The sequence below is a fragment of the Vibrio sp. OPT20 genome (assembly GCF_963889365.1).
Lineage (GTDB): Bacteria > Pseudomonadota > Gammaproteobacteria > Enterobacterales > Vibrionaceae > Vibrio > Vibrio splendidus.
In genome coordinates this window covers 71,039-87,887 of the sequence record NZ_CAWPOA010000058.1, presented here as the reverse complement: position 1 = coordinate 87,887, position 16,849 = coordinate 71,039, and the positions used below count along the sequence as shown (strand labels likewise).

Here is a 16,849-nt window from a genome sequence, read left to right as displayed (position 1 = left end):
CACTAATTTTAAAGGGATTTGATCAGCAATGATGAATAACAATCGATATTGGTTATTCCTATGTGCCTGTTTATTAATTGGTTTGGTTCAGGTAACCACCAAAAGTGGCATAAGCCAATGGAAGCTCGAACAAGCCCAGCGCTATGCAGAACAGCGCTTCCTCGGATACATTGCCGAAGCCAGACGCACCCTGAAACGCTTCTATTATCTGCCCTACCTAGTGACGAACGATGAAACCAGTGTGCGTTTCATTGATGGTGAAGCCCGCCTCGAAAAGCGCATTAAGAAGCAGCTGATTCAACTGGATAAAGCCGCCAACACCAAGGGTTGGTATCTGCTTTCAGGAAAAGGTGAGTTGCTGGTATCGAGTGTTGAAAGAAGCAAACTGAGTAAAAAGAACGCCAGCACGATTGTGTCTAAGATCCACCAGCAAGGTGGTGCAATTTCAGTGGTGACAAAAAACAAAGGCGTGACACCCGATTACTTTATTGCCGCGCCGGTTTATCGAGCCTCCGATGTGGTGGGTATTGTCGCGGTGCAAATCGATTTGTCATTGTTAACCGATCAATGGTTCGCCGATGGTGAAGCGATCCTGTTCCAGAACCCTCGCGATCAGTTCTTTCTCTCCAGTGACAACAGGCTGAGTGCCGACTGGTTCAATGACACCTTCAATTCTCAGCCCACAGCCACAAAACGTGAGCTGTATGACCAAACCCATATTCGCGTGTGGCGACTGCAAGATAAAGACTACCTTATCCAATCCATCAAGTTAGATGACCTCAATTGGCGTTTAACCTACCTAACGCCATTAACCAGCCTCAACCAGACCACGAACTGGATCAGCTGGAGCGTAGCGGTTGGCTGTCTTTTCATTCTGCTGTTGCTGGTTATTCTTTATCAAAGGCGTCAGAAAAAACTCAGTAATCTGCGAATCCAAAAGCTCATCGAAGAGTCGGAAAAACGACTGTCTGGAATGATCAATAAAACCCATGTTGGGTTAATACTGATCGATGAACACGGTCGCATCCACGACATCAACCTGATGGCGAAGAACTACTTTTCTCTATCTGATTCAATGATCAGCAATATCAAGGCGTGGCAATTATTTGAGGCAGGTAACCCTAATTCGACTACCTTGCAGCTTCTTAAGAACTTAGAACAACACCTGGAACTGGCTGAGATCACCAGCGTCGAAACCATGGCAAGGCGCAGTGATGGCAGTTACTTCCCTGTTTTGTTCTCTATTAGCTCGTTCCCTTGGCATGCAACGCCTTATTACTTATGTACCGTGATCGACATCAGCAAGCGTAAGAAAGCAGAAATTGCGGTTCAAAACGCCAATAAGACGCTTCAACTGCGAGTAGAAGAGCGAACACAAGATCTCAAAGACGCGCAGCAAGAACTGGTGGAATCAAGCAAACTTGCCGCATTAGGACGTATGTCGAGTGCGATCACTCATGAGCTTAATCAACCGCTTACTGGTCTAAAAACCCTGCTTTCAAGTAATCAATTGCTGATGGAAAGAGGCGAGACCAAGATGTTGAAAGCGAACATGGACTTAGTCATGAGCCTCATCGATAGAATGGCCAACATGACCAGTCAATTGAAGTCGTTCGCCTTTAAAAGACTTGAGAAACCCTATCCAGTTTCACTCACCGAAGCATTGCAAGAAACCCTGCGAATTCACCAAGCCGAATTAGACAACGTCGATATTCGCGTGCGTGTCGCCTCTAATATTTCGATGGTGATGGGAGAAGAAGCACGACTTCGCCAAGTGCTTGGCAACCTAATCAGAAACGCTGTAGACGCTACGCAGAATCAAACACCCGCGACCATCATTATCAGCGCACACACCGATCAACAACGTGTGATCATCAAGGTGCAAGATAATGGCTGTGGCGTGTCAGAAGACCAACTCGAAACCATTTTCGAACCCTTCCATACCAACAAAAAGATGGGCGAAGGCTTAGGACTCGGGCTGGCTATCACAGCAAACAATGTGCGGGATATGCAAGGTACCTTGATAGCCAAGAACAACCCAGATCAAGGCATGACATTCACGTTAACGCTACAGAATATTGATAGTGATAGTGATAGTGATTGTAAATAGCCGCTTACATAGAGTTTAGAATTCCCATCCGATTGAAAAACTAAAACTAAAAAACCGCCCACAGAGGGCGGTTTTGATTCACTTATTGGCGTGTGACTTATTCGCTAATCCGTAACGGCTTACTCAGCTAACTGCTTCAACAGTAGCTCTGTCGGACGAACAATCGCGATGATCGATTCATCATAGATTTTCGCTGAATCTGACAGTATCGCTTGGTAGGCATTTGCATCTGATGCTCTAACTTTTTCACCCGCTTGTGCTTTAGCAATCAAGGTTAACGCCAAGTCTGCTACTTCCGCGGTTTTCTCTGCGACAATCACAGTCTCTACCGAAGACACATTACCTGAAAAAACGGTCTCAGCCGCAAGTGCAGCCGCTTTTGCTTGTTGATAATGCTCTGCAAGTTGCTCAAGCGCTTGTTGATTACCCGTCGCGACTTCGTTGACCAAATCTTGCATCTCATACACAGCGTAGCTTTCCACTGGCAACGCATCAACGAAGCGGTTTAGACGCTCGTATTGGCTGTATAAAGTGCCCTTAGGTTCAGTGGAGTTCCACTTTTCCCAGTTGCGAGCGTAGTACTGTGCTGGCTCGGTGTATTTTGCAAGCACGCGTAGGTCGTGGATATCTTGGCCTTTTGCAATACGCTTCAACAACATGTCAGCATCCGCATGATGACGCAGCCCAACCGACACTTCAGACCAAGTATCCATCGCTTTCATACGTTTGTACATGCTGCGTTCGTCCGTCAATTCTGCATCAGACCAGAAGCGCTCTGCAATCGCATAGCTGCGTGGCCATAGGTAGTTTTCAACCGTGAGGCTGTCTTTATTCTCTAGCCACATGGTGATCTCGCCGCCCAAGATAAGCTCTTTTTCTTTATCCGTTAATTCTGCAGGGTAACCACCATTTGGTTCAGGAATCACGCTGCCTTCAACATCACTGCTCGCAATCACTTCACCTGTAGTTGGCCAACGCACATTACCGACCAATTGGTAACTGCCTTCGGCAAAACCCTTTTGATTCAAGTTTAGGTTGAACTCGGTGTACGACATGAAGTTATCGAAGTGACCAACAAAGGTTTTACCCGGCACATAATCAAGGATGAAGATCTCTTCGCGAGACTTGCCGTTGTAATCACTGAATGCGCGGAAAGAGCCGTCTTTCGCTTCAATGATGGTCAGTGTTCCCTTACGTGGGCCGCCTTTTGAACGAGGCTTCTGCCATTGATACGTCACGAACTTTTCGCCACTGTGCAGCTTATCGTCAACCGTGATGCCACTTGGCATTGGGTCATTGCGATAATGGTAGCTAGTCGGCTGAGGTTGATCTAGGTAATAACCCGTAGAAAGAATACCTGGGTAGCCCTCTTTCGCCGCACGACCAATACTGTCGTGCCCTTGCCAGCTTTGAATCACGATTGAAGTCGGCAGATCTTTATGCCAAATCTCATCCCAACCGGTCATCTTCTTACCGCGCTCTTCGAGCATCTTCTCAACTTTTACATTGAGGTAAGACTGCAGACCACGCTCGCCATCGATATTGTTCTCTTCAATGAACTGTTGGTGCTTTTCGCTGTTTTTCCACTGCGCGTAATTTGGCTCATCGCCGCCGATATGAAAGTACTCATCAGGGAACAGCTCGGTCACTTCGTCAAACACGTCACCTAGCATCTCATAGACTTCTGGGTTCAGTGGATCCATGAGAGGTTCAAACACGCCCCAGCCTCTTTCTTGCTCGTAGTTTTGCCCTTCACCGCCAGACATCAAACGTGGGTAAGCGTGAGCAACCGCAGAAGAGTGACCCGGAAGAGACACCTCAGGAATCACACGAATACCGAGGTTACGGGCATATTCCACTAAGTAACGAACTTGGTCTTTGGTGTAGTAATTACCATCAGCGGTTTCAGACCACAAACGCGGCCATGATTCAGTTTGAATACGAATACCTTGGTCGTCCCAGAAGTGCCAATGGAATACGTTCATCTTCGCCGATGCCATCGCGTCTAACTGACGAATCAGCACATCGAATTCAATGAAGTGACGTGAAGTATCGTAAGAGACACCACGCCAGCGGAAACGAGGCTCATCGACAATCGTGACAGCAGGAATGTGGTAGCCAGTCGCTGTCGTTTCAACGAGCTGCAAAAGGGTTTCGATGCCGTGAATCGTGCCGTATGGGCTTGGAGAGCTCAGCGTGATTTGTTCACCCTGAGTGGTAATTTTGTAGGACTCTATAGAGTCGATGTTCTGTACTTCAGACTTTGGCGCCGCGTCGATATCAATGATCAGGTTCGCTTGGTCTGCACTATCCACCTGCCAATTTAGAATCGGCACGCCAGTTTGGCGCTCAAGGCGATCAATAAAGCGTTTCGCCGTGTATTCAACGCGATCAGAATTAAAGCCTTTGATGTAAACCTTGAAGTTACCGTCGACCTTAACTTGCCCAGCTTGCAGCTCGACCGTTTGTGGGTACGGCATTAAATTTAGATCGGTATTTGGAGCCATTGCTAACGCCATTGGGGACACTACTGAACCTGAAATCAATAGGGATAATATAGTTTTTTTCATTATTAGTTTTCCTATATAAATATGGTTCTGTTTTGTTTATCGGAGGCGATTCACAAAACAGAACCATCAGCCACTGCTATTGCTGTTGCTCGTTATCTCTCATTCGAAAGGTTGTTATCGCTAGGTCAAAAACTTATTGCTCGTTAACAAGATCGACCGCTTCACGAACCAATACTGCAATCTCATCCCATTGCTCGTTCTCGATCATCTTTGGCGACACCATCCAAGTACCACCGCAACATACAACGCGATCCACTGCTAGGTAGTCATTCACGTTGTGTTTACCGATACCGCCCGTTGGCATTAAAGACACATCAACGTATGGCGCTAGCAGAGACTTCACCATGTTGATGCCACCAGACGCTTCTGCAGGGAAGAACTTCAAGAAGTTAAGACCAAGCTCTAGCGCTTGCTCTACTTGGCTTGGGTTGTTTACGCCCGGAACGATTGGCATGCCGATTTCTTGGCAACGTTTTACGGTGTTTGGGTTCAGGCCCGGAGCCACGATGAATTCGCTGTCCGACTCTTTCGCTAGGTCAATCTGCGCTGGCGTTAATACTGTGCCAGCACCGATACACATCTCTGGGTACGCATCGCGCATCGCACGAATCGCGTCTGCTGCCGCTTCAGTGCGGAATGTCACTTCAGCAACTGGCAGGCCGTTTTCTACTAACACTTTTGCCAGTGGAATCGCGTGTTCAACCTTGTTGATTTGGATAACAGGGATAACTTTGAATTGCTTAAGTGTGTTGATCATTTCTTGAGACATAATAATTCCGCTTTTTATTTTATTTTTTAATCAGTTGGCTCATAGCGCTCACGGGGATGATTGCGCCAGAGTATTGAATAACGATGGAGGCCAGTTGGTGGCCAAGTTCGGCTGCGTCAGTGGCGCTCTCACCAGTAAGACGCGCAGCTAAATAGCCCGCAGCGAATGAATCGCCCGCAGCACAGGTGTCGACCACGTTAGAAACACGAGTCGCTGAGACATAATTCTCAATAATGTTGCCCTGTTCAACTTGAACAACCTTGCATGGCTCGCAGCCACGTTTGATGACGATCTCTTGGCAACCCAAACGAAGGCAACGTTGTTGAACGCTTTCTGAGTTGCCCCACACAAGCAGGTCGTCGTCTTCGGTAATCAATGCGATGTCAACCAGTGGCAGTAACTTGCTGTACCAGTGTTGAGCTTGCTCTGTACTCCAAAGCTGCGGGCGATAGTTATTATCGAAAATCACCTTACCGCCTTGATTTGAGAACACACCAATCGCTTTGAATAAACGCTCACGAGAGGCATCATCCAAGATCGCGATGCTGATACCGCTGATGTAAATCGCATCGACTTGCTTCTCTGTCAGAGCGATTTCAAGCTTATTCAGGTTGTCGGCTTGCTTGTTTAAGTTATCGATTTGAAAGTAAGATTTTACTGCCGCATTGTTGCGCCAGTAGTGAAAGTGTCGCTCGCCTGTCTCGTCGGTTTCGACCATGTACAAGCCGGGCAGCTTGTTTGGGATGCGTTCAACGAAATTGGTTTGGATACCTTCTAACTGCCAGCTATCAATCATATTTTGAGACAGTTCATCGCAACCAAGACCTGTCGCGTAGTGCACAGAGAGGTTTTGATGTTGGGTTAAGCGAGAAAGGTAAAGCGCGGTATTGAGCGTGTCACCGCCGAATTTTTTGGTTAATGGAGAGCCGCTGATTTCGACCATGCACTCGCCAAAGAAAGCAATATTGAAGTTAGAAGATGCAGGCATAGCAGATCCTAAAATAGAGAGATAAATGGGGAAGAAGGCCCTACCGAGAAGCAGAGCCTGAGCTAGCTAAGCCACTCCACAACTTGTTGTACTGAATTTGTTGTACTAACTAGCTGTGGAGCGTTTTAGATTAGCTTGTTTGATTAGCAGGACGTTGAGAAGACGCGTCTTCTTCAAGCACACCTGAGTCTGACAATTCCATCTCCATCAGAGCGCGCTCGTCATCAAGAATTGCTTTCGCCATTTCTGGTGTCACTTGGTTAGCTGGAGTACATAGGCTTACCAGCACACCAGCCGTTAGAGCTACTAGACAAGAAGGAATCACAGGGTTACCCCAGAAAGCCGTGTAGTCTGCGTTTAGCATTACAACAAATGAAGCCACAGATGCACCCGCTAGAGTAGCAAGCGCACCCTGCCAGTTGTAACGTTTCCAGAATCGACCCAACATACCGCACACAAACATGCCCGACATTACGGTTGAAATCATTTTCGTGATGTAGCCAATGATGTCGTTTGACGTTAGTGCGAACAACAGGGCAAAACCAATCACCACAATCAATGCCAAGCGAGAATAGTTCACCATTGACTCTTTGTTTGGTACGCGACCAGTGAACATCACGTAAACATCACGAAGTAGGATAGAAACACCAGCTATCGCATCTGAACTTGCGCTCGACATGGTTGCAGAAAGACCCGCGATAAGAACAATCATGCCAACGCCAACCGGAAGAACCGTTGCAGCAACGTAAGGGAACGAGTAGTTCGCGTTATCCAATGATGGGTCAATCGCATGTGCTGCCATACCAATGATTGCAGGGATGATTGAGAAGAAAAGGTACAACACACCCGATGCAACAAACGAGCGACGAACGGTTGATACGTCTTTACCCGAGTAGATACGCTGACGGAATGAAGGCGTCGCCAGTACACCCACACCAATAACCACAGCCAGAGACACAGCAGGCAGAAGGCCCAGTTTATCGATTGCTAAAAAGCTTGTAGCAGCAGGGTCCATCGCAGCGTAAAGGTTATCCATGCCGCCGATGTAATCGACTGACATTACCGCCATCAAGATGAAGCCAGCAAAAAGGATGATCGCTTGAATGGTATCGGTCCACACCACCGCCGTGTAACCACCGATCACCACATAAATAGTGAATGCTGCAGCAATAATGATTTTCGCTAGGTTGAGATCGATGTCCGCAATCCACGCTAAGTACATGCCGCCACCTAGAATGTGGGCGCCTAACCAACCAATTGAAGCAACAAAGATCAGTACACCTACAACGTTTTTCACGATGCGGTTAGCGCCAACATAATAAGCCAGCTCTTCACTCATGGTCATGAAGTTCAATTTACGAACCGGAGCAAACCAAAGTGCAAGTAATAGGATGCCTATCGCACCACCAATGCCGTACAGAGCACCTGCCCAGCCATTTGCGTAGCCGAAGCCAACCGCACCCATACTTGAACCCGTACCGACCATCGTCGCTACTGTTGTACCAAGTACTAAGAACATAGGTAGGCCACGGCCACCTAATAAGAAATCTTCGCCAGATTTTTGATTACGCGAGACAAACCAGCCTAACCAAATTAAAAATAATACGTACACGCCGAAGCCTGTAAGAAAAAGTGTGCTGTTCATTTGACACCTCTCAGTGAAATATTGAGTTCATTCCTGAACTTTATTTATGATTCATTCATTTTATATTTCATATAATTACTTTATTGATTTTATCTTTTTTGATTAAAGTAATTTTTATAAATGTAGGGTGAGAGTATTAAAGGATAATAACAGGGATGACTAACCCCTAATACTCTCTAAGTAGGTAATTGTGATTAGGTTATTACTATCCGCGATCGGCGCGGTAGCAAGTCACATCTACTTCAACCTTCACGTCTACAACTAAGTCGCAAACCATGCAGATACGGGCCGGTGGGTTAGCACCGAAAAACTCTTTGAATACCTTATTAAAAGATTGGAAGTAACGAGAATCCGTTAGCACAACCTTTACGTGCATTACGTCTTCTAGGCCGTAGCCCGCTTCAGTCATGATATCGACACAGTTTTGGATCGCTAGGCGAGACTGGTCAACAATGCCACCCTCAACCACTTCACCATCTGTCATCGGTGTCTGGCCAGAAACGTATAGGAAACCACCTGCTTCAGTTGCACGTGCAAATGGTAAATGTTGTCCGCCTGTACCTGTACCGCCTTCAACACCGTAACGTTTAATAGTCATTTTTTAACTCCACTTATTTATAGATACTATTGGGTTTATAGATAAAACAGTTTCTATTCCAATATATTTAAATTAATTCGCCGTTTTTATAATAACCTGAATTTAATAAATAATTTAAATTCTAGTTTCGGTAAATAAAAACGCCTGAACGATTATTTCTTACTTTTCCTTGCTGGTAAGTTAACTCACCATTTACAAATACACTTTCTATTCCTTCAGCAACTGAAATAGGATTTTCAAATGTTGCTGTGTCTTTAATATTCTTTGGATCAAATAAAACTAAATCAGCAAAGGCACCACAGCGAACTTCGCCTCGGCCCGCTAAGTTGTAACGCTGAGCCGACATTCCGGTCATCTTGTGAATCGCTTCTGGCAACGAGAACAATTTTTCGTCTCGGCAGTAGTGGCCTAGCACTTTCGGGAAGGTGCCCCACAATCTTGGGTGTGGATGCGGGTCATTGGGTAAACCGTCTGAGCCGACCATGGTCAGTTTGTATTTCAATACACGCTTTACGTCGTTCTCATCCATGCAGTGATAAACCGCGCCCGCTGGTTGAAGCGCTTTTGCCACGTCCATCAGGGGTAGATTCATTTCATCAGCAATCTGCTTCAGCGTTTTGCCTGCGTGTTCTGGTTTTGCTTCAGACCAAGTGATGAAGATATCGAAATCATCAGTCACTTGTTTCAAATCTAGTGTCGAAGAACTCGCAGAGTATGGGTAGCAGTCGCAAGACACATCTTGGTGCTCAGAAACCTTGTCTATCAAATCAAGCACTTCAACGGTTCTGCCCCAATTGCCCGCACCTGCACATTTAAGGTGAGAGATAACAACAGGCACTTTCGCGTATTGTCCTGTCTCAAACGCCTCTTCCATCGCGCTTAAGATCTCTTCAAATTCGGTACGCATATGCGTGGTATAGATGCCGCCGTGACTAGAAAGCACTTTCGCTAACTGCATCACTTCGTTGGCATTCGCTTGTTTCGCGCTTGCGTAAGCCAAACCCGAGCTCAAACCTAATGCGCCTTGCGCCATCGCCAAATCAAGGTTGGTTTGCATCGCTGCGATTTCGTCTTCGCTTGCAGTGCGCTGTAGGTCGTCCATCACTTGGTTACGTAATGTCGTATGGCCGACTAACGCTGCGACGTTTACTGCGGGTTTAGCTTGCTCTACCGCTTGTGCATACGCTGCGAAAGTTGGGTATTTAAAATCAGCCTGCGCACCTAAAAGATTCATTGGGTCAGGAGGGTCACCAGCCAAAACGGTTGGTGATGCGCTGATACCACAGTTACCAACAATCACGGTTGTAACACCTTGGCTGATCTTAGGCAGGCAGTCTGGGTAACGAATTACGTTGGTATCGTCATGTGTATGTACATCGATAAATCCAGGAGCCAATGCTAAGCCAGCTCCCTCAACCAACTGGCCACAATCTTCGTGATCGATTTGACCAATTTCGGCTATTTTTCCATCTCGGATTGCTACATCGGCACAAAACGATTGTTCGCCGGTGCCATCAAACACCTCTACATTTTTAATTATCGTATCGAACAACATTTTTCACTCTCTCAATCCACTGTGTTGATGGAGCTATATTAGAAATTCAGCCGATTATTTTCAGTGACAAAACACACATAATATTTTAATTTGCGTGATAGTTTCTACCACAATGCGGATTGTGGATATATTTAAACATTAAATAACAACAACTTAAATCATGTTAGGAATCAGTAATGAAACATAACCCTGCACATAAAGATGTTATAAAGTATCAAAACGATAGTTTTATCTTGACTGAAAAAGGCCAAAAAGGGAGAGCAATATCACAATCTGAGAACGGTATTTATCGACTGGTTGATGAAGATGTTTCACTTCCGGTTGCAGTTATCAAACAATCGGCATTGACCAATAACCTGAATTGGATGCAATCATTCGCTGATCATCATCAGGTTAAATTATCGCCACATGGCAAAACCTCCATGACTCCTGCTTTTTTCCGCCAACAGCTAGAAAATGGCGCTTGGGGTATTACAGTAGCAACGCCTGCACAGGCAGAAGTTGCCGCTATGGCGGGTGCAAAACGAATCATCATGGCCAACCAATTGGTGGGTAGAACCAACATGGCGATCGTTGAACAGCTGATCAGTGAGTTTGATATCGACTTTTACTGTTGTGTGGATTCTTCGGTAAACGTGCAGCAACTTAACCAATATTTCTCTAATACAAAACAGACACTAAAAGTACTGATCGAATTTGGTGTACCGGGCGGTCGCTGTGGTTGTCGTTCACCACAAGAAGTTCTAGAACTGGCTCAAACCATACAAGACACACCTGCCCTTTCGCTGGCGGGTATTGAGGTGTATGAAGGTGTGATTCACGGTGACAATGCAGAACAAGACATTCGTACCTTCTTAAATCAAGCGTTCACCTCGGTCGAAAGCCTCGCGTCAGATGGCCTAATTGCAGGGCAACCTATCATCACGGGCGCTGGTTCTGCTTGGTATGACGTGGTTGCAGAATGTTTGGCGAACCTAACCGATTACTTGGCGATCATCCGCCCGGGCTGTTATGCGATTCACGACACAGGTATCTACCTAAACGCTCAAAGCAAGGTGTTGCAACGCGCCCAAGTAAACCAAGGTTACGCGTGTGAATTGGGTGGCGATTTAGAATCGGCACTTGAGGTGTGGGCTTATGTTATCTCTCGTCCTGAACCGACCAAGTTAGTAGTTGGGCTAGGCAAGCGTGATGTGGCCTTTGATGCGGGTTTACCGATTGCCGAGCGCGGCTATCGCAATGGTGAAGCGATCTCAGTGAAAGGCTTAACCTCTACTGCCGTGATGGATCAACATACCTTTGTTGAAACGGACGGCTCTTCTGAGATTGAAGTGGGCGACATGATTGCGTTCTCGACCTCACACCCGTGTTTAACCTTCGACAAATGGCGCTACATTGCCATCAGCGATGACGAACATCAGGTGACCAAATGGGTAGAAACCTGCTTCTAGTTCGATTTTTCAATAAGCTAGAATCAGCGAAGCAATAAGATATACTAACGGGGCTAAGGCTCAGCTTTAAGAGCTAGGTTCTTAAAAACTAAGTGATACGATTAGCCCCATCAACAAAGGATCAGGATTCTTGAGTTTAGAAGTAGATATCATTTCACAGATAACAGAGCGTTTCCCTGTTCTTCGTGATGCAGAAAAGAAAGTCGCCAAGTTGATCATGGACGACATTGATTTTGCTGCTAATGCCAGCATCACAGAGCTAGCCGAAGGTGCGCAAGTGAGTGAAGCCACCATCACACGTTTTGCTAAGGCGATCGGCTGTAACAACGTGCGTGATATGAAGATTAAGTTGGCTCAGACACTAACCGTTGGCCAGCGCTTTATCCTCGAGCCTGTTGACCAAACGGGTTATCAAGGTATCTACGAATCGATCAAGCAGAGCCTAGACATCAACCGCACTCTGTTCAAAGAGCAAGACGTTGAAACCGCAGTCAGCTGGCTGCATAACGCCAGACAGATCATTGCTATCGGCATGGGTGGTGGCTCGACAATCGCCTCTCAAGAGCTGCAACACCGACTGTTCCGCTTAGGTTACCCAGTGGTCTCTTACAATGATGGTTTGATGTCACGTATGGTTGCCGCGACAGCGGATGCCAATGATGTAATGGTGATGATCTCCGCGACCGGCTTTACGCCAGTGATCACTGAAACGGCAGAGCTGGCCAAGCAGTATGGACTTAAGATCATAGCGATTACCCCACAAGACACACCGCTGGCAAAGATTGCCGATATCTTGTTACCCATCAAGCATATGGAAACCGACTTCATCTACAAGCCGTCGGCGTCTCGCTACGCAATGTTGGCACTAGTAGATGTGCTTTCGATGGGCATGGCGGTCAATCACAAGAACCGTTCGCGCGACAAACTGCGTCGCTTGAAGGTTGCGCTTGATTCCTACCGAGGCGGTGGCGATAGACAGCCTCTCGGTGATTAATCTTTAAGACGACTAAGTCATCAACTAGTCGATTTGAATAAAAAGCCCCGCAGTATTCACTCAATCGAGTCGATACTGCGGGGCTTTTTTAGTTGTGGTTTTTCTGGAAATCACTCACCTGAGTTAATTGAAGTTAAGATAAACTCGACTCTTTCCTCAACAGATAACTTGGGCACTTCCACCAACTGATAACCGAATTGGTTATAGGCTGTCACCATCTTTTCATAAGTGGCGATCGCTTCCTCGAAATCTTGCTTACGTTCTTCATCATTGATGAAAATCGAATCCCATGGAGGGAAAATAAATACCTTAGTGTTGTACTCAAGTTCATTGCATTGATTCAACAGAGATTCAGAAATCGGCAAAGCTTCCAACAAGCTGTAACCGTATGAATCTACGATGCTTCTATCAAAGAAAACGCGCTGTTCACTCGATTCAAACGCTTGATAATTAGCGAGCTCTTCTCGTACCATTTCGTCACGAAAAGCCGCTTTATCTAACCATGGCAAAGCACTCCCTTTTCGCTCGACTTGGTGTTGAATCACTTTACGCCCAACCTCTGGTGCGCAGCGATAGCCGTGACTTTTCAACGCATCGATAACCGAGGTTTTTCCTGAACCCGGACCACCGGTAAATACGATTAGATTGTTCAAATGAACCTCTTCAAAGGGGGGAAATAACGAATCGGGCCTTAACGAAACCCAAGTTAACGAATTAAGCCTAGGATCGGCTTAAACTCTGGTGCGCGGCAATCTTTCACCAATTCGTATAAGCTCATTTCTAATCCCGTAATTTGGACACCAGCATCTGTTAGTCGACGGATTGCCAGATCCTTGTTAAGTGCTGTTCGCGAACTAACACAGTCACCAACTACCTGAACCTTGTACCCAAGATCTAACAACCCCATTGCGGTTTGATATACACAAATATGAGCCTCAATACCACACACCAACCACGTATCCACATCCATTGCTTGCACCGCCTCAACAAACTTGGGCTCATCACACGCGTTGAAAGTGAATTTAGGTATCGGTTTAGCACTGCTCAGCAGGTCATTAAGTTCGTCGACTATAGCACCTAGCTTCTCTGGATTCTGTTCCAAACAAATAATTGGCAGACCCAAAACCTGCGCTCCTTGAGCTAACTTTCCGCAATTAGCAATCAGCGTATCGCTCTCATCAACAAGGCGTGCGAGCTTGCCTTGTACGTCCACAACCACCAAACCTGTGTTTTGTTTCGTTAGCATGTTTATTCCTTGTTTTAAACAGCCTGACTCACTAAGCAACCTGATGTGTATTTTTTCTACTATGTAACGATTCAGCTTACAAAGCCATACAGTAATGAGCAAAAGACTCAGGGATAATTGTCAACAACGGTCGAGAGACCAAAAACCAATAACGATTAAAAATCGACAGTGACCGACAATCACATTTGAAGACATGACAGAGTGAGTAACAAAGATGAACAAGATAACAAAATCAGCATTAGCACTGGGTTTAATCAGCGCAGTTTCTCTTCCAGCTTTAGCAGCAGGTACTGACGGCGGTGCGTACATTGGTGGCGGACTTAGTGTCTACCAAGATTCTGATACAGATGGTCAAGGTAGTTTAGATTCAGATGGCATGGGCTACAACCTATACGGCGGCTACCAATTCAACCGCATCGTAGGTGTTGAACTTGGCTACAACGATTATGCAGACTACAAAAAGGGTGCTGCAAAACTGTCTCCAACGTCTGTTTCCTTGTCAGCAAATCTTGGTTACACATTCGACAACACAATCCGCCCATTCGTATTGGCTGGTTTAAGCTCTGTTGACCTGAACGCAAACAAGATCGCTGGTTATGATGATGATAGCGGTACGGGTTTCCACTTTGGTGTTGGTGTTGAATACACACCAATCGAACATCTAACACTGCGTCTAATCTCACAAGCAGACGCTGTTAGTGTTGAAAACTACTACATTGGAAACAACCGTTCATTGAAAACTGAAGACAAAACACTTGCCTTCAACAGCATTAGCTTCGGTGGTTCATACAACTTCTAATGTGATTGAACCACATAGAATAAGCTGAACATACTAATTCACTTTGCTGTTCCACCTTGTCATGAAGGTCACTCAGTAAAGTGAATTTTTTGTATCTACACACCTTAGCGTCATTTCACTTTAGCCAGTTTATCGCTCAGCGCCTTCTATTTGAGCTTTATGCATTGATATTAGAGCTTTCTTGGTAGCGAGACTAAAATAAAGGGATAAGTGACACAGGAAGACAATACCTATGAATCTACCACGCTTAAACATGTCGATAAACAAACTCCCTTTCGTTTTGGCAGTGTATTACCTGCTTGTCATTAACTTGCCTATCTCACGCGAACTGTTCAATATTCTTAGTGCCTCACAAGCCGAAAGCATTGGGTTTATCATCTCGATCCCATTTTTCTTTCTCGCCGCATTCAACTTTATCTTTCAAGTATTCAACTGGCCGATATTCGCCAAAGCTTTTTTTATCTTGTTACTACTTACTTCCTCTTTAGTCAGCTACAGCATGTTCAACTACGGCATTTTTGTAGATTATGGAATGATAGAAAACGTCTTCGAAACCAACAGCGGAGAGGCTGCTAGCTACCTAAGCAGCTATTCTATTTTATGGTTTGTTCTAATGGGAGGAGTTCCGTCACTGCTGCTTTTATTTACGGATCTTGAAAGAGAATCTTGGAAAGATTTTGCTATTTGGAAGGCGATTGGATTACTCTCTTCGTTGATCGTCATTGCCATCATTGCCGGGTTGTTTTACAAAGATTATGTGTCGATTGGTCGTAATAACTCTCATCTTAAAAAGATGATCATTCCAACCGAATACGTCGCTTCAACCGCAAAATACATCAACAATACTTACATCAAAGAACCGATTCCTTACCAAGAAATCGGCTTAGATGCGCAGCTAAAACCAGAAGCTAAACAAGCTGAAAAACCAACCTTATTGGTGTTTGTTCTTGGTGAAACAGCACGTGTATATAACTACCAATATTATGGCTATGAGAAAGAAACCAATGCTCATACCAAACCCTATAGTCCGATCTTTTTCTCTGATGTTCAGTCATGCGGAACCGCCACTGCGGTTTCTGTGCCGTGTATGTTTTCTAACATGAATCGCAGCAACTACGATCGTGATAAAGCCTACAACCAAGATAACGTGGTCGACATTATGAACCGCGCGGGCATTCACTCTATCTGGCGAGAGCACGATGGTGGAGACAAGGCGGTCGCACATCGAATCAAAGAGATGACTCTCGTCGCCAAAGACAGCGACCCGCTGTGTAATAAAGATGTGTGCTATGACACAGCCATGCTAGAGAACTTCGAACAAGATACTCAAGATCTTAAACAAGATAGCATCATTTTCTATCATATCTCAGGATCTCACGGCCCAACTTACTTTGAGCGATACCCAGACGAACATAAGAAGTTTGTGCCAGACTGCCCACGTTCTGATATCGAAAACTGCACCAAAGAGCAAGTGGTCAACACCTACGACAACACCATCTTGTACACAGATTTCTTTCTATCACAGGCTATTCAGAAGCTAGAGAAACTCACCGATAAGTACAATGTCGCGCTGATGTACATTTCCGATCACGGAGAATCATTGGGAGAAAATGGCGTCTACTTACACGGCATGCCTTATTCATTGGCACCGAAAGAGCAAACCCATGTGCCTATGATCATGTGGATGTCTGATGGTTTCGCCGAGCAGAAAGGGATAAACCAAACCTGCTTAAGAAAGGCAGGCAAAGAACTGAGCTTCTCCCAAGATAACCTGTTCGACTCTTTACTCGGCCTAATGGATGTACAAACCAAAGAATACCGAGAAAACCAAGACATTTTTGCTGCGTGTCGGTAGTGCTTTTACTTATGTAAACCATCGGAAAACTCGAGTTACCTGAACAAGCTCTCCTCAACTTCCCCTAAAAAGAAAAGACCTCGGTCTTTTCTTTTTTTCGTCGCTAACATGGAGCCAGAGTGCTAATTTATAACGACGAAACAATGAGCTACATTGAATAGACACAATAATGGAAGAGTCCGTCGTGCTCCAAAGACCAACTAGTCTTATTAGACTTTATCTCACTCACATCGCTCATTGAACTTACCACGATTAAGCTCAATTCAATA

At 45.5% G+C, this 16,849-nt stretch carries 13 protein-coding genes; 5 read left to right on the top strand and 8 right to left on the bottom strand.

The genetic code is table 11. From position 1 onward, the window contains the following. The first annotated feature begins 28 nt into the window (after nt 1-28). On the top strand, nt 29-2,110 hold the full coding sequence (locus AACR09_RS12555) for a sensor histidine kinase (RefSeq protein WP_193835083.1): 2,082 nt from the start codon (nt 29-31) through the stop codon (nt 2,108-2,110). Between the two features lie 119 nt (nt 2,111-2,229). Here the strand turns inward: AACR09_RS12555 and AACR09_RS12550 are convergent, their stop codons facing one another. The 6 genes from AACR09_RS12550 to AACR09_RS12525 all read right to left on the bottom strand — a co-directional run bounded on the left by AACR09_RS12550 (nt 2,230) and on the right by AACR09_RS12525 (nt 10,235). Further along, a complete protein-coding gene (locus AACR09_RS12550; RefSeq protein ID WP_193835082.1) occupies nt 2,230-4,680 on the bottom strand; it encodes a family 20 glycosylhydrolase in 2,451 nt (816 codons plus the stop codon). Between the two features lie 133 nt (nt 4,681-4,813). Then, nucleotides 4,814-5,449: a bifunctional 4-hydroxy-2-oxoglutarate aldolase/2-dehydro-3-deoxy-phosphogluconate aldolase gene (locus AACR09_RS12545; RefSeq protein ID WP_193835081.1), complete on the bottom strand. Its 636-nt coding sequence runs from the start codon at nt 5,447-5,449 to the stop codon at nt 4,814-4,816. Between the two features lie 19 nt (nt 5,450-5,468). After that, nucleotides 5,469-6,437, bottom strand: a complete 969-nt coding sequence (locus AACR09_RS12540; protein WP_193835080.1) for a sugar kinase — start codon at nt 6,435-6,437, stop codon at nt 5,469-5,471. Nucleotides 6,438-6,567: 130 nt separating this feature from the next. After that, on the bottom strand, nt 6,568-8,082 hold the full coding sequence (locus tag AACR09_RS12535; RefSeq protein ID WP_102447303.1) for a sodium:solute symporter family protein: 1,515 nt from the start codon (nt 8,080-8,082) through the stop codon (nt 6,568-6,570). Between the two features lie 205 nt (nt 8,083-8,287). After that, entirely contained in the window at nt 8,288-8,680 is a 393-nt protein-coding gene (locus AACR09_RS12530) for a RidA family protein (RefSeq protein ID WP_004732497.1), read from the bottom strand. Between the two features lie 121 nt (nt 8,681-8,801). Then, the gene (locus tag AACR09_RS12525; RefSeq protein WP_193835079.1) at nt 8,802-10,235 is read right to left on the bottom strand and encodes an N-acyl-D-amino-acid deacylase family protein; all 1,434 of its coding nucleotides are present in this window, start codon (nt 10,233-10,235) and stop codon (nt 8,802-8,804) included. Nucleotides 10,236-10,411: 176 nt separating this feature from the next. Between AACR09_RS12525 and AACR09_RS12520 the strand changes: the two genes are divergently transcribed. Next, nucleotides 10,412-11,686 carry an amino acid deaminase gene (locus AACR09_RS12520; RefSeq protein ID WP_193835078.1) on the top strand — a complete coding sequence of 425 codons (1,275 nt, stop codon included), beginning with the start codon at nt 10,412-10,414 and terminating at the stop codon, nt 11,684-11,686. Between the two features lie 130 nt (nt 11,687-11,816). After that, nucleotides 11,817-12,680: a MurR/RpiR family transcriptional regulator gene (locus AACR09_RS12515; RefSeq protein ID WP_065206557.1), complete on the top strand. Its 864-nt coding sequence runs from the start codon at nt 11,817-11,819 to the stop codon at nt 12,678-12,680. Between the two features lie 110 nt (nt 12,681-12,790). Here AACR09_RS12515 and AACR09_RS12510 read toward each other — a convergent pair whose 3' ends face one another. Together AACR09_RS12510 and AACR09_RS12505 are read right to left on the bottom strand one after the other, a co-directional pair. Further along, nucleotides 12,791-13,333, bottom strand: coding sequence for an AAA family ATPase (locus tag AACR09_RS12510; protein WP_108117218.1), 543 nt, complete (start codon nt 13,331-13,333; stop codon nt 12,791-12,793). 53 nt (nt 13,334-13,386) lie between these two features. Then, the gene (locus AACR09_RS12505) at nt 13,387-13,926 is read right to left on the bottom strand and encodes a hydrolase (protein ID WP_193835077.1); all 540 of its coding nucleotides are present in this window, start codon (nt 13,924-13,926) and stop codon (nt 13,387-13,389) included. 214 nt (nt 13,927-14,140) lie between these two features. Between AACR09_RS12505 and AACR09_RS12500 the strand changes: the two genes are divergently transcribed. Together AACR09_RS12500 and AACR09_RS12495 are read left to right on the top strand one after the other, a co-directional pair. After that, on the top strand, nt 14,141-14,725 hold the full coding sequence (locus tag AACR09_RS12500) for a porin family protein (RefSeq protein ID WP_193835076.1): 585 nt from the start codon (nt 14,141-14,143) through the stop codon (nt 14,723-14,725). Between the two features lie 232 nt (nt 14,726-14,957). Then, nucleotides 14,958-16,580 (top strand): phosphoethanolamine transferase, encoded by a 1,623-nt coding sequence (locus AACR09_RS12495; RefSeq protein WP_193835075.1) that lies wholly within the window; start codon nt 14,958-14,960, stop codon nt 16,578-16,580. Nucleotides 16,581-16,849 lie beyond the last annotated feature (269 nt).

Bases quoted from the DNA above. Each gene is read 5' to 3' on its own strand.
- AACR09_RS12555 (WP_193835083.1), top strand. From the start codon at position 29: ATGATGAATAACAATCGATATTGGTTATTCCTATGTGCCTGTTTATTA.
- AACR09_RS12550 (WP_193835082.1), bottom strand. From the start codon at position 4,680: ATGAAAAAAACTATATTATCCCTATTGATTTCAGGTTCAGTAGTGTCC.
- AACR09_RS12545 (WP_193835081.1), bottom strand. From the start codon at position 5,449: ATGTCTCAAGAAATGATCAACACACTTAAGCAATTCAAAGTTATCCCT.
- AACR09_RS12540 (WP_193835080.1), bottom strand. From the start codon at position 6,437: ATGCCTGCATCTTCTAACTTCAATATTGCTTTCTTTGGCGAGTGCATG.
- AACR09_RS12535 (WP_102447303.1), bottom strand. From the start codon at position 8,082: ATGAACAGCACACTTTTTCTTACAGGCTTCGGCGTGTACGTATTATTT.
- AACR09_RS12530 (WP_004732497.1), bottom strand. From the start codon at position 8,680: ATGACTATTAAACGTTACGGTGTTGAAGGCGGTACAGGTACAGGCGGA.
- AACR09_RS12525 (WP_193835079.1), bottom strand. From the start codon at position 10,235: ATGTTGTTCGATACGATAATTAAAAATGTAGAGGTGTTTGATGGCACC.
- AACR09_RS12520 (WP_193835078.1), top strand. From the start codon at position 10,412: ATGAAACATAACCCTGCACATAAAGATGTTATAAAGTATCAAAACGAT.
- AACR09_RS12505 (WP_193835077.1), bottom strand. From the start codon at position 13,926: ATGCTAACGAAACAAAACACAGGTTTGGTGGTTGTGGACGTACAAGGC.
- AACR09_RS12500 (WP_193835076.1), top strand. From the start codon at position 14,141: ATGAACAAGATAACAAAATCAGCATTAGCACTGGGTTTAATCAGCGCA.
- AACR09_RS12495 (WP_193835075.1), top strand. From the start codon at position 14,958: ATGAATCTACCACGCTTAAACATGTCGATAAACAAACTCCCTTTCGTT.